The following is a 13,977-nucleotide window of genomic DNA, read 5'->3' as shown; positions in this document are numbered from 1 at the left end:
GAGAGGATGTTTGGGATGAAGACAGGTAAAAAAGTGCTGACAGCCTTACTGGCTGCGGGATTGAGCTTCGCTATGTTGACGGGGGTGAATCCGGGGAAGGTAGAGGCGGCGGCCAAGAAATACCCTGCGCTGCTGAAAATTAACGATTACTATGTGCTCTATACGGCACCAAAGGCGCCATATGTGGATGCCAACTACCGGACGATGATTCCGCTTCGCTCCATTAGTGAGCTGATGGGGGCCAAGGTCAGCTATGATGCCAAGGCAAGAACGGCTGCCATCGAAAAAGATAGTGTAACGGTTAAGTTCACAATTGGTTCCAAAACTGTATCGGTTAACGGGGTTGCCGGGTCGATGGATACGGTTCCGGTGATGGAGCAGAATTCGATGTTCATCCCCGTCAGTGTACTCGCCGGACGTCTGGGCATTGTGAGCAAATGGGATCAGGCGAATCAGCTCTACACGCTGACAGGTGAAACCCTGATGCAGACGGATATCATCAAGTATTCTATAGAGGACACTGAGAAAGGTCCCTTCACTTCCCCACCGGGGACGATCATTAGCGACGATGCGTTCCGGCCAGTTTCTTACACCTTTGACCCTGCAAAAGGCAGCTTCACGGTGAAGGCGAAGAATATAACAGGGAAGGATGTTCCTGAAGGAGCAGCGGATGTTGCCGCGTATATTCTTTATGATGATCAATTGATTCAGTTGCCGGCGCAGAAGCGGGAAAGACCGGCTGTCCGTAAGGATGGAACAATTGAGGTTACCGTTAAAACCGAAACACCGAGTACTCCTGCCTATTTGCTTGTAAAAGGGCGCCTGCTCGACCGCTCCGAGAATTAATTTCAATTTCGATTTTGGAACAGAGGTGAATCTATTTGAAGGACACCCATGTTCACATCCTCTGCGGCGACTCGTTCGGGGGCAGTATGAAGCAGGCGCTGAAAGGTCTTGGCTGGACGGATAGCCATAAGCTGATTATTCTTCGGGAGAATTATGCTATAGGTCCGCTGGATCAGTTGGATACACTCGTGGGAAGGAAGCTTAGCAGCGACTGGTTCCGTCAGCATATCCAGGAATACTTTACGGTCTCTGATGAATGTGATAGAGAGTATACGGAGCTGCTCGATAACCTGGAGCAGATTCCCGAACAGGCCAAGATAGTCATCTGGACCGGGAGCAATGCATCCGAGCAGGCGGGGCTACGTCTAACCGTTCATCTGCTGGGGAATAGAGAGAATGAACTCATAGAGATGGACGCCGGGGCCATCTGTGAGGAGCTGTTCAACCGGCCGGATGCCTTCATTAACTACTGTCATTCCGGAGAAATTCCGTCAGACAAGCTTAGGGAAGCGCTTCTGCGAATTGATGTGGGCAGCAGGTTGAGTGCTGCGGATATCGCGCGGCTGTCTCAGGATTGGCTGACGATTTCCGGGCAGTCCGGCGTACTGAGAATCTGGCACAAGGATGTCCTGCTCGAGGTACCGGCTGATTACTACGACAGCTATCTGCTGGAGAAGCTGGACTCGCTTCAGCCGCCAGGGGAAGACGGGTTCCTGAAATCGGCCCGGCTGGTTGGAGAGGCACTTGGACATTGTGAGCAGTATGTCGGTGATGCTTATTTCGAGCACAGGGTGAGAGAGTTGATCTACAGCGGGGTGCTGGAGATGAAAGGAGTTCCTACAGCTATGAGATTCTATAGCATCTGGCGTAAGCAAGGGTAAGGTTTAAAGGTATATAAGAAGCACTAGAGAATTTAACAAAAAGCAAAAAGAAGCGGAGGGGAAATTTGGAACTGTAGGAGCGATAGCGTCCGCCTTTGTGTTTGGATTTCTACCGCTAATAGCGGTTATAATCAAGAAATCCAAACACAACAGCGGCCGGAGGGCCAAATGTTCACCGCAGCGACGGTCAAGCTTGGAGTTCAAATCTTTAGAGGCAAAAGGAGGCCAACCATGCAAACCTTATTTCGTTATAACTGGCAAGTCCGCGAGGAATGGTATCAATGGTGCGAGGAGCTGCCGGAAGAAGAACTGGTGAAGGCACGCATTGGGGGAGTCGGCGGGATTCTGCAGACACTGGTGCATATAGTGGATGTGGAATTAAGCTGGGTACGGGATATGGAAGGCAAGCCGGATATTCGTATAGACTTCCCGGAGTATAACACTTTGCATCAAATTAGAGAGGTGGATGCACGCTTCCGGCCGGAGGTAGAGTCCTTCATAGTAGCCTGGAATGAGGGTTTGGAGCGGAGGATTCTAAGGGAGGATAGACCGGATGGGCAGGTTACCCAGCACACCTGGGGCGAAGTAATACGCCATGTTATCGCCCATGAGATTCATCATATCGGCCAGCTCTCCATCTGGTCAAGGGAACTTGGCCGGAAGCCAGTCTCCCCTAATCTGATAGGCCGGGGGCTGGCGGAGTATCTGCCCGGCAAAGCGTAGGGGCTTGTCCAACCCTATGTCTCTGCCGGGAGTCTTCACCGGCTCCAAAAGTATTAGCTACTTTCTGTTCCGCTACAGCTCCGGCGGAAACCACAGATGGCGCAGATCGACCCAGCCCTGGCTGTTGAAGGTCACCCCGCGCACGGAGGGCAGATAGGCAGTCTCGGCAGGCCGCTCGTACAGAATATGCAGCTGGTGGTCACGGGTTAGAGTATCCTCAATCACCCGGAAGCCTTCCGCCCGTACTGCGGCGTCAGGCTCCCGCGAGATCTGGCGCAGCCTGCCCTCAATGCCCGCGCGGGTGCGCGGTTCAATGTGCTGCGAGAGAGTTAGATACAGGTCGTACAGCCGGAGCTGCTCGTCCTGGTCGCGGAGCAGCGAGAAGACGATCAAGTCGGACTTCAGGCGGATCGGGCCTTTGAATTCCTCCGGCGACACGGATAACACCTTGCAGGAATACCCGTGCTGCCTTAGTCTTGCGGCGATGTATTCGGCATCCCCGGCATACTGCGGGATCGTGGCAATCTGCAAGACTTCAGCCGGAGGCGCTGCGAAATGCCGGAAGGGCACTCTCGGTGCTTCCTGCAGACAGGACAGCAACTCGGCACGGAGAAGGGGATCGCTTAGCGGTCCCTTTTTCTTCGTGTTGCAGGTTACGAATTTGCGGACATAGGACTCAGAGTGGATTCTGCTTAGAGAGTCTGTGCCGGCTGCTGACGGATTCGGGATGACATGGAAGGCAGAGCCGGTCTCTGAGGGCTCCCGGTCAAGGCTCCACGGGACATAGATAATCTCCACACGGTCCAGATGGGCCCGCCCCTGGAAGTAGTAAGGGAACACCTCCAGCACACAGGTGTCCTCATTCATCTCCACGACCTTGAACGGACCGGTGCCCGCCGGTCTGCGTCCAAACAGATTCTCTCCAATGGATTCCAGATCGCGGGGCACAATCGCCGCCCGGCTGGTGCAGAGGAAGGGAAGGAAGAGTTCGTTCGGCTTCTTCAGCAGAATACGGACGGTTGACGCATTCAAGGCCTGGACCTCCTGAATCTCCTTGACAATATAACTGTACAGCATGCGCTGCGAGGTAGACATCATCCGTTCGAAGGAGTAGACGACATCCTCCGCGGTCAGTACCTTGCCGTGATGGAACAAGACCTCCTTGCGCAGATGAAAAGTCCAGGCCGTCCGGCTCCCGTCTGTCTCCCAGGCATGCGCCAGGCCGGGGATCACCTTGCCGCGTTCACCGCTGCGGCCGACCAGCCCGTCAAAAACATGGCTGGAGACAAACGACTCCGCCAGCAAATTCATATACAGCGGATCGAAGGTATGGAGCTGCTGGGTGACCGGCAGCCGCAGCGTATCGATCCGCTTATCGCTGTGCACCTCGGCATGATGCCCGAAGTACGCCAGCAGCCAGCCTTGCAGCGTGTCCTGCAGTGATGAAGTGCGGGCATGTCCGCGGATGCCCTCCAGCGCACTGCTGATATCTTTACTGCTTATCGCCTGCTTCATGGATTCCAGGGCAATGTCCTCGGCCGCCGCGAGGAATACCAGCTTGGAGCGCCGTCCCCGCCCCCGGCTGGGGGTCCAGGTGATCCAGCCGAGATCGGCCATTTTGCGGATCACATGCAATGCATTGCGGTGGGTACAGCCAAGGGTCAGGGCCAGCTCGTCCAGGGTGATGGAGATCTCGGCCGGACCTCCATGCTGCGAATGCAGCTTCAGGAATTGACTGTGCAGCTTCATGTGGGACATTCTCCTCCTGTCAAATCTATAAAATAGGAAATTAATGATAATATATTTCTCTTTTTCTTCTTATTTTATCAGCTAAAATCAGGGTATGACAGTAAAAAGATGGGGGAATTTACCATGGGCGATCAAAATGATTCCAAACGGGGGCTTGGTCGTGTAGCTTTATTAGCCGCATTCCTGCTTGCGGTTGTGCATCAGTATCTGTTTTACGACAAAATGCCGGGAATCTCATATCCGATTTTTATCACGCTATTTTATGCCTTTATGCTCTATTTCGCCAAGGAGCGGCTGCGCAAGCAGACCTGGTTCAGCTATGTTTGGATGGTGTCCATATTTCTGTTGTCCCTGACCTATATGCTGTTCGGCAACTGGTTTTTCTTTGCGCTTAACTTCGTTGTTATTCCGGTGCTCATTCTATTACATATGACGTATATGCTTAGTTACCGCAAGCCCGCATGGAGCGGACTTGCGCTGATCGGCGCGGCACTTGAGCATCTGTTCCCGCAAAGTCTGCGCAACTGGGCCACGGCACTGAGGCTGCTGCGCCGGGGCAAAGGCGGGATGGCGAATGAACGCAAGCAGGTATTGATGCGGGTGATGATCGGCCTGCTGATTTCCGTGCCGCTGCTGCTGATCGTGATCTCGCTGCTCTCTACGGCGGACGGAGTGTTCAGTCAGCTGCTGGCAGCCCTCCCGGGGATTTTTGACAATATTTCGCTGGGGGACTGGATCTTCCGAGGCTTGTGGGTTCTGTTGCTCGGACTCGGCATGTTCGGCTTCCTCTGGGGGTTCGTACAGAGCAAATCCTATATCCGCTCCCCTCTGGTCAGTGAGTTTGATGCGATGGGACAGAAGCTGGAAACGGCTGAAGCAGGGGACGAGGGGATCGGTCTGGATGACCCGGTCATTATCACTACCATACTTACCGCAATCAATGCAGTGTACATGCTGTTTGTGAGTGTCCAGTTCTCGTATCTGTTCGGGGCCTGGGATGGTATTCTGCCGGAGAACAGTACGTATGCGGACTATGCGCGGAGCGGTTTTCTGGAGCTGATTCTGGTCACATCGATTAACTTCGCAATCTTGCTGCTGTCCTTGCTGGCAGTGCGCAAAGCGGGCGGTATCCTGAAACGGGTCATTCAGCTCCTGTTGTATATTCTGGTGTTATGCTCCATGGTCATGCTGTATTCTGCATACTCGCGGCTGACCCTATATGAAGAGGCGTATGGTTACACCTACATCCGGTTCCTGGTGCATGCCTTCATGATCTTCCTCGGATTGCTGCTGGTGCTGGCGGCCGTGCGGATTAGCCGGGAACCCTTCCCGCTTCTAAAATGCTACATTGTGCTCGGTCTGCTCTCCTACGTGCTGATGAACTATATAGGGATGGATCATATCATTGCGAAGCAGAATATCCAGCGTTATGAAGCAAGCGGCACACTGGATGCCGGTTATCTGGCCGGACTCTCTGCAGATGTGGTTCCAGAGCTGATCGGGTTCAGCAAGCAGGAGAAGGGGATTCTGGACGAGGCGCTGCGCAGCAGACTGTCTGATCGCGCCCAGCCCCAGCGGAGCTGGCCTTCGTTCAATCTGGCGAATCACCGGGAGCGCAGAGCGCTTGCGGAGTATTTTGCAGGAGAAGTAATGCAGAAATAGCTTCCGGCCTCAGACTTGTGATACAGTAATTTCAGCAGAAATGACACAAGGAGAGAAGAAGCGCATGCAATCGATTATAAATCCGGAGGCGGTTCGAAGCCTTACCGAGCAGAATGGTCTCACAGCCATGTTCAGCAGCAGCGCCATTGCACAGATGGAGCTTCGGCGTTACGGCGGAGGGGAGGCAGTCTGCTCGGTTGGCGACCGGCTGGAGCATATGTTTTTCCTGATGCAGGGCAAGCTGAAGATTCATACGCTGCTGCCTAACGGCAAGTCGATGCTGGTCCGGTTCGCCCGGCCGATGTCAGTGATCGGGGATGTGGAGCTGCTGCGCCAGTATCCTGTCAAGAATGAGGTGGTCTCCGTAGGGGATAGCCTGCTGCTTGTCGCCGGAAGGAAGCTGCTGCTCCGGGAGATTGAAGACAATACAGCGCTGCTGCGCTTCCTGGTAGGAGAGCTGAGCCACAAAATGTACACGCTTGGGCAGACCTCAGCCATGAATGTGCTCTATCCGGTGGAGAACCGGTTCGCCAGCTATCTGATGTCGCTGTTCGCGGACAACACTGGCGCCCAGCGCGTAGAAGAGATCCGCACCTCCACGCTGACAGAGACCGCCGATCTGCTCGGCACCAGCTACCGGCATCTGAACCGGGTAGTGCGCCGCCTGATTGAAGATGGGATTATTGAACGCAGGAACGGCCGGCTGATTGTGCGGGATGAGGAGCGGCTGGCAATGCTTGCGAACGGGAACCTGTATGATTGAACCGGAATTAAGGGACGTAATTCATAGAACCTCCATTCCTGCTTTTGGCAGGGGTGGAGGTTTTTTTGTGCTCCCGGCAGCATATTTCAGTTTCATTTAAGAATGATGATGTACGATACGTAGAGGTTACACAGTAGAGCTTACATATCGAGTGGAGGTAGTTATCATGTTCAACAGACTTAGAGGAATCCGGGCCAAAATCATGTTTGGTTTCGCCGCTGTAATTATCGTGTTCATTCTCGCTATATTCGGCAGTACTATTTTTCAGGCTAAGGTGACTATGCTTACAGAGCAGATCAACCGCAATTACAGCAAGCTGTCGATGGTACAGAAATTAACTGATGATATCCGGACGGCGGACGGTCTGGCCGCAAGGTATGTGATGAGCAATACCACGGAGGAGCGAACAGCCAATCTCACCGCCTATGAAGCCAAGATACCAGAGATTACAGCCTCAGTCGAAGAGCTTAAGGGAGCTGGTCTGAATGAAGCGGAGCTTGCGGGAATTCAGAAGCTGGAGGGAGAGTGGGACAATTATCTGACGGTGCTGGAGCAGGCTTTTGCCTTGGCCAAGGAAGGGAACTTCCCGCAAGCGCAGAAGTCGTTCACAAGCCTCTCCCTTACGACGATCATCGATTCACAGCTCGTGTTCGAGACGATGCTGCATGATGAAATTATGAAGGAACAGAGCCAAGCGGCAACCCACCGCAGCTCCTCTATGATTACCAGCATGGGGGTGACGGGATTATCCGTGGTACTGGCTCTGTTGATCGCATTCGTATTGTCTGCACGGATACTGAAGCCGGTGAAGGATGTCAACAGGCAGCTTCAGGAGATTGCCGACGGCGATGCCGATCTAACCCGCAAGCTTAGTGTGCAGACGAAGGATGAGATCGGTGAGCTGGCCCGGAATTTCAATACAATGACCGATAATCTGGCAACGATGATCACCCAGGTGAAGCTATCCGCGAACGGTCTGGCGGCTTCTTCAGTGAAGCTGACCTCGGATAGCGGATTGACCGCCGAAACGACCGAGAAGATCTCCGGGATTATGGGTGAGGTCGCAAGTGGTTCGGGCATGCAGATGAATGACCTGCAGACTAACATGAACACCATTATTGAAATGTCGGACGGAATTCAGCTGATTGCTGCCAGTGTACAGGATATCTCGGAAGCTTCCCTGCGTTCTGCAGATTATGCCGTTGCCGGGGATCAATCCCTGCAATCTGCCGTCCGGCAGATGGAATCCATCAACGAATCCATTCAGTCCTTATCGGAAAAGGTTATGGGCTTCGTGAAGCGTTCACAGGACATTAGCAGCATTGTCGGGGTGATCAAGGGGATCGCCTCGGAGACGAATATGCTGGCACTGAATGCGACCATCGAAGCGGCCCGGGCCGGAGAGCACGGCAGAGGATTTGCTGTGGTAGCCGATCAAGTGCGCAGACTGGCTGAGCAGTCCGCAGATTCCGCCAGTCAGATTGCTGAAATGGCAACCGGTATCCAGGCCGATGCAGATCATGCAGTGAAGGTGATGAAGAACAGCATGAACGAAGTGCTGGGGGGAACCCGGATCATAGAAGAGGCCGGGCAGTCCTTCAATGCCATCCGCCATTCGATTGATTCACTAGCGGGACAGGTTCAGGAGGTATCCGGCGCGGTAGAAGAAATCACGGCAGCGACCGAAGAGATTGTAGACTCTATCCGTAACGTTACGCATATCTCGGAGACTACAGCGGCAAGTACACAGCAAGTATCCGCCGCATCACAAGAGCAGATGGCTTCAGTGGAACAGATCGCCTCTTCTGCCAGTGCCCTCAGCATGCTGGCGCAAGGTCTGCAAGGTCTGGTAGCACGCTTCAATGTATAATTAGGCAAGCCCCCAACCTGAACGAAGGGAGGGGGCTTGATCTTGCTTATCTGTTACTTTTTCATATATTGCCGGTACAGCTCTTCACAAGTATCGTAACGCTGGGGCTGCCGGCCGACCCGCTGATATTCCTCCAGATAGTCATCCATTGCCTGGAGGAACCGGTCCTTGAACAGATCCAGATTACTTGCATCAAAATACTGCATGAGTTCGAACTTCCGGGTTCCCCGCGACTCAGTCATTTCATCCAGCAGACCCTGCGCTCCCATGGCGGCGTAGAAGGCGTAAGAAGCATCCTTACTTTCAGCGCTGGCAATGATCTTGTTGCGGTAGTTGCACCATAATTCCTCATAGGTGCCCGCCAGATTATCATAGGTAGGAACAGGCTGTTCCACATATTTCTGATACAGGGTGCTGTACAGATCGAGGATACTTTTGAGCAAAATGCCGGAGGTACTTCGGATCTCGTCCGTCGTCATCGCGCAGATCACATTCATATAGATCGTCTCATAATTCTCAGGGAGGTAGCGGTAAGCTGCGGTGTCCTCCAGGTATCTTTTCAGCCCTCTTTTCAGATAAGTATTGTTCATATGCGTCAAAGCGTTCACCAGATTGTAGACCAACTCCGCTGAAGCCAGCCTAACGGCTCCCTTATCCTCCGCAAGACAAACATTCGCGTATTCCTGCTTCGCCAGATTGATCCATTTCTTCGCCCGTTCCAGAGAATCGCGCCCCATGGGCTTCGCCAGAGTATCTCGCGCCCGTTGCTGATAGACCCTAAGCTTCTCCAGATCCTCAGGCTTGGCATAGTAGAGCACCTGCAAATCTATTAGAGAGGAGATCATCGGACTTTCAAGCGCGGCCTGTTCTTCGATCCGGGTCTCCCAAGGAGTGCAGTAGATATCATAACCGACATCCCCCAGAATGAAGCAGGACGAGATGCCCCAGCCTTGGTTGTTATTATTGATGATGATCAGATCCAGGTCGCTTTTCTCATGATAATCCCCGGTACGGCAAGAGCCCGTAAGCCCGATCACCGCAATCTCCTCTGGATAATCCCGTTTGGCCCGCTCGATCACCATGTTGATCAATTTTTCGTTTTTGGATAATAGCTCCTGCCTGGTACTTTCATTCATAGCTGATTCCTCCTGCGCTGTGGCTTGTTGTTGTATTCATTGTAAAAGCATCTGCCGTCCGCGGGTATGCCGACTTCAGTTAGGTCCATTCTCTCCCTGAGCGCTCCGTATGTACGCACATACTTTTCATAGAATACGCCATCGACCTGAGCCAGGCTCTATCTTATATTATTACCATAATTTGTTTTATGAAAGCGCATACTCGAAGGTGGCACCATAATCTATGGGAGGTGGTTGTCAAATGATCAGCAGAACTAGGTCTTCGGTAGCAAGGACATTCCTGATGTACGGTCTGATGCTTGTGTTATGTGTGGGACAGCTCGCGTTATTTCCGGCAGTGGGGGCGGCGGCAGGCAATCTGGCTCAGGGCAAGACGATCAGCGCAAGCTCAGTCGGTGATGTGTATGTAGCAGCGAATGCTAATGACGGTAACCAGGGTACGTACTGGGAGAGTGCCAGCAATGCTTTTCCGCAATGGATCAAGGTGGATCTGGGTGCCAGCAGCAGTGTGAATCAGGTTGTACTGAAGCTGCCTGCGGGCTGGGAAGCCAGAACACAGACGCTGTCTGTGCAAGGCAGTACGGATGATGCGTCTTACAGCAATCTGGCGGCGTCTGCGGGGTATGCCTTCAATCCGGGCAGTGCGAACTCCGTCACCATCAACTTCACAGCTGCAACCGCCCGGTATGTCAAAATCAACTTCACGGGCAACACCGGCTGGCCCGCAGCACAGCTGTCGGAGATTGAGGTGTACGGCACCACGGCCTCGCCACCCGGAACCTATGAAGCGGAGGCCGCTGCCTTATCCGGCGGGGCCAAGACGAATACCGATCACAGCGGCTATACCGGTGCTGCCTTCGTAGATGGCTACCTGACGCAGGGAGCAGTCACAACCTTCACGGTAACGGCTCCGGCGGCAGGGAATTACAGCGCAGCCCTGAGGTATGCCAATGCCTCCGGCAGTACGAAGACGCTGAGTATCTACGTGAACGGCACGAAGGTCAAGCAGACCTCGCTTGCCAATCTCTCGAACTGGGATACCTGGTCGACACAGGCAGAGATTCTTGCCTTGAACGCCGGAACCAACACCATTGCTTACAAATATGATGCGTCTGACTCCGGCAATGTGAATCTGGATCAGCTTGTGCTGAGCGCTTCCTCGACGCCGACGGCAACGGCAACGCCAGCTCCGACGGCTGTGCCGACCGCAGCCCCAACGGCTACGCCAACCGTAGCTCCAACGATCGCGCCGACCGTTGCACCGACAGCTACACCTACTGTAGCCCCAACGGCGACTCCGGCTCCGACGATCACGCCAACGGCCACCCCGAGCACGGGTCCCGGCTCGAATCTGGCGGTCGGCAAGGCTATCCATGCTTCTTCTTCCGTCTTCACCTTCGTCCCCTCCAATGCCAATGATGGAGATGTCACTACCTACTGGGAAGGTGCGGGCGGCAGCTACCCGAATACGCTGACCATCAGCCTCGGCGCGAATGCCAATGTCACCTCGGTGGTCGTGAAGCTCAATCCGGCAGCCGCCTGGTCAACCCGTACCCAGACGATCCAGGTGCTGGGACATAACCAGTCCACAGGAACGTTCACCAGTCTGGTATCTGCGGCGGAGTATACGTTTAATCCGGCCAGCGGCAATTCAGTGACCATTCCGGTGACCGCTACAGTCAGTGAGCTGCAGCTGAGAATTACGGCGAATTCCGGTTCAGGCGCCGGACAGGTAGCCGAGCTACAAGTCATCGGCACACCGGCGGCGAATCCTGACCTGACGGTAACCGGAATGTCATGGAGTCCGTCCGCTCCGGTGGAGACCGATGCCCTCACGCTGAGTGCCAGCGTCAAGAATATCGGCTCAGCGGCTTCGGCCGCAACCACAGTCAGCTTCTATGTCGGCACCACCCTTGCCGGGACAGCACCGGTGGGTGCGCTCGCCGCAGGAGCTTCCGCGAATGTATCCTTCAGCCTCGGAGCCAAGGATGCCGGAACCTATACGGTAAGCGCCAAGGTTGACGAGAACAACAATGTCATTGAGCTGAATGAGGGCAATAACAGCTATGCCCATCCTGCGGGCCTTACTGTGAACCCAGTATCCAGCTCGGATCTGATTGCTTCTCCGGTCAGCTGGTCTCCCGGCAACCCGGCAGCAGGCAACACGGTCAGCTTCTCGGTAGCCATTAAGAATCAGGGAACGGCGGCCTCAGCCAGCGGTGCGCACAACATTACGCTGACCTTGACCGATGCTACGACAGGCGCAGTCCTCAGAACGTTGACTGGCTCCTATAACGGTGTCATTGCTGCCGGAAGTACTACGGCCCCTGTGGCTCTTGGGACCTGGACGGCGGTGAACGGAAAATATAATGTCAAAACAGAAATTGCCGTGGATGGCAACGAACTGGCGGTAAAGCGGGCCAACAACATCCAGAACCAGTCGCTCTACATCGGACGCGGGGCCAATATGCCTTACGACATGTATGAGGCAGAAGATGGAGTGATCGGCGGCGGAGCTGTCAAGCTGGCACCGAACCGGAATATCGGCGATCTGGCCGGTGAAGCTTCAGGCAGACGGGCCGTTACGCTGAATACCACAGGCAGCTATGTTGAATTCACGACCAAAGCCAGCACGAATACCCTGGTTACCCGGTTCTCTATTCCCGATGCTCCGGGTGGTGACGGCACGACAGCTACACTCAATATCTACGTCAATGGAGTGTTCAACAAGGCCATTACCTTGACCTCCAAATACGCCTGGCTGTATGGCTCGGAGGCCAGTCCCGGCAATTCGCCGAGTGCCGGATCCCCGCGCCACATCTATGACGAAGCGAATATCATGTTCGACAGCACGATTCCGGCAGGCAGCACGATCCGGCTGCAGAAGGATGCAGCCAATACTTCGCAATATGCGATAGACTTCGTGAGCCTGGAGCAGGTATCGCCAATAGCCAATCCTGACCCGTCCAAGTATACCGTTCCGCTTGGATTCACGCATCAGGATGTGCAGAATGCGCTGGATAAGGTCCGTATGGATACAACGGGTAATCTTGCGGGTGTCTATCTTCCTGCCGGAAACTATGAGACCTCGAATAAATTCCAGGTCTACGGCAAGGCAGTGAAGATCATCGGAGCCGGACCGTGGTATACCCGGTTCTACGCTCCGCTCAACCAGTCGAATACAGACATCGGCTTCCGGGCGACGGATTCAGCGAACGGCTCAACCTTCTCGGGGTTTGCTTACTTCGGCAACTATACTTCACGGATTGACGGCCCCGGCAAGGTGTTCGACTTCTCCAATGTGGCGAACATAACGATCGACAACATCTGGACGGAGCATCAGGTATGTATGTACTGGGGCGCGAATACTGATTATATGGTCATTAAAAACTCGCGCATCCGCAATACCTTTGCCGACGGCATCAATATGACCAACGGCAGCACGAACAATCTCGTGTCTAACATCGAGGCCCGGGCAACCGGAGACGACAGCTTCGCCTTGTTCTCGGCGATCGATTCCGGCGGCTCCGACATGAAGGACAATGTCTATGAGAATCTGACGTCCATCCTGACCTGGCGGGCAGCCGGTCTTGCCGTCTACGGCGGGTATGCGAATACCTTCCGCAACATCTATATTGCTGATACTCTCTGCTACTCCGGGATTACGATCAGCTCGCTGGACTTCGGTTATCCGATGAACGGTTTCGGGGCATCACCGACGACGAACTTCCAGAATATCTCCGTCGTCCGCTCAGGCGGACATTTCTGGGGCGCACAGACCTTCCCGGCCATCTGGGTGTTCTCCGCTTCCAAGGTGTTCCAGGGCATCCGGGTCAGCGATGTGGACATCATCGACCCGACCTATCACGGAATTATGTTCCAGACGAACTATTCCGGCTCTACGCCGCAGTTCCCCGTAGCCGATACTATCTTCTCGAACATTACGATTTCCGGTGCCCTCAAGAGTGGTGACGCCTTCGACGCCAAATCCGGTGTCGGCATCTGGGCCAATGAATTGCCGGAGCCCGGCCAGGGACCGGCAGTGGGCAGCGTGGTCTTCAACAACCTGAAGATTCTGAACACGGTAACGCCGATCAAAAACACAACCTCCACGTTCACGATAACGGTGAATCCGTAGATGAAGGTGTAGAGGTCTGACTGAATCTTGCTACTAACGCAGGAATTAATGAGCAGAAGCACTAGAATGCCGTCTCCCGTTTTGCGGGAGGCGGCTTTTGGTGCTGAGGGATTTTTTGGACTTAAAAAGTAAAGGAACGAGTTAGTACAAATAAGACGTTTATTGAAAATCGTGGTCTTTTTTCTTATGGTAACCATTATTTACATGGG

The 13,977-nt window shown here is 54.1% G+C and carries 9 protein-coding genes; 7 read left to right on the top strand and 2 right to left on the bottom strand.

The features are described from left to right. The first annotated feature begins 15 nt into the window (after positions 1–15). The 3 genes from NST04_RS23690 to NST04_RS23680 all read left to right on the top strand — a co-directional run bounded on the left by NST04_RS23690 (position 16) and on the right by NST04_RS23680 (position 2,450). Positions 16–846 (top strand): copper amine oxidase N-terminal domain-containing protein, encoded by an 831-nt coding sequence (locus tag NST04_RS23690; RefSeq protein ID WP_341186404.1) that lies wholly within the window; start codon positions 16–18, stop codon positions 844–846. Between the two features lie 35 nt (positions 847–881). Next, positions 882–1,727 carry a DUF1835 domain-containing protein gene (locus tag NST04_RS23685; protein ID WP_341186403.1) on the top strand — a complete coding sequence of 282 codons (846 nt, stop codon included), beginning with the start codon at positions 882–884 and terminating at the stop codon, positions 1,725–1,727. 231 nt (positions 1,728–1,958) lie between these two features. Continuing rightward, positions 1,959–2,450, top strand: a complete 492-nt coding sequence (locus tag NST04_RS23680) for a DinB family protein (RefSeq protein WP_341186402.1) — start codon at positions 1,959–1,961, stop codon at positions 2,448–2,450. A gap of 72 nt (positions 2,451–2,522) precedes the next feature. Here NST04_RS23680 and NST04_RS23675 read toward each other — a convergent pair whose 3' ends face one another. Next, positions 2,523–4,199 (bottom strand): ABC transporter substrate-binding protein, encoded by a 1,677-nt coding sequence (locus tag NST04_RS23675; RefSeq protein ID WP_341186401.1) that lies wholly within the window; start codon positions 4,197–4,199, stop codon positions 2,523–2,525. A 123-nt stretch (positions 4,200–4,322) separates the two neighbouring features. Here NST04_RS23675 and NST04_RS23670 point away from each other — a divergent pair, with 123 nt between their 5' ends. The 3 genes from NST04_RS23670 (at position 4,323) to NST04_RS23660 (ending at position 8,494) form a co-directional block, all read left to right on the top strand. Further along, entirely contained in the window at positions 4,323–5,861 is a 1,539-nt protein-coding gene (locus NST04_RS23670) for a DUF4153 domain-containing protein (protein WP_341186400.1), read from the top strand. A 64-nt stretch (positions 5,862–5,925) separates the two neighbouring features. Continuing rightward, entirely contained in the window at positions 5,926–6,624 is a 699-nt protein-coding gene (locus tag NST04_RS23665; protein WP_209879837.1) for a Crp/Fnr family transcriptional regulator, read from the top strand. 166 nt (positions 6,625–6,790) lie between these two features. Continuing rightward, entirely contained in the window at positions 6,791–8,494 is a 1,704-nt protein-coding gene (locus NST04_RS23660; protein ID WP_341186399.1) for a methyl-accepting chemotaxis protein, read from the top strand. A 53-nt stretch (positions 8,495–8,547) separates the two neighbouring features. On the opposite strand, the gene NST04_RS23655 is transcribed toward NST04_RS23660, so the two are convergent. Continuing rightward, positions 8,548–9,630, bottom strand: coding sequence for a nucleotidyltransferase domain-containing protein (locus NST04_RS23655; protein ID WP_340953572.1), 1,083 nt, complete (start codon positions 9,628–9,630; stop codon positions 8,548–8,550). Between the two features lie 241 nt (positions 9,631–9,871). Between NST04_RS23655 and NST04_RS23650 the strand changes: the two genes are divergently transcribed. Next, the gene (locus NST04_RS23650) at positions 9,872–13,768 is read left to right on the top strand and encodes a galactose-binding domain-containing protein (RefSeq protein ID WP_341186398.1); all 3,897 of its coding nucleotides are present in this window, start codon (positions 9,872–9,874) and stop codon (positions 13,766–13,768) included. Positions 13,769–13,977: the final 209 nt, after the last annotated feature.

This window comes from Paenibacillus sp. FSL H7-0756, assembly GCF_038006765.1.
Lineage (GTDB): Bacteria > Bacillota > Bacilli > Paenibacillales > Paenibacillaceae > Paenibacillus_AQ.
The sequence above is the reverse complement of the archived record's forward strand: the minus strand, read 5'-3'. Positions and strand labels throughout refer to the sequence as shown.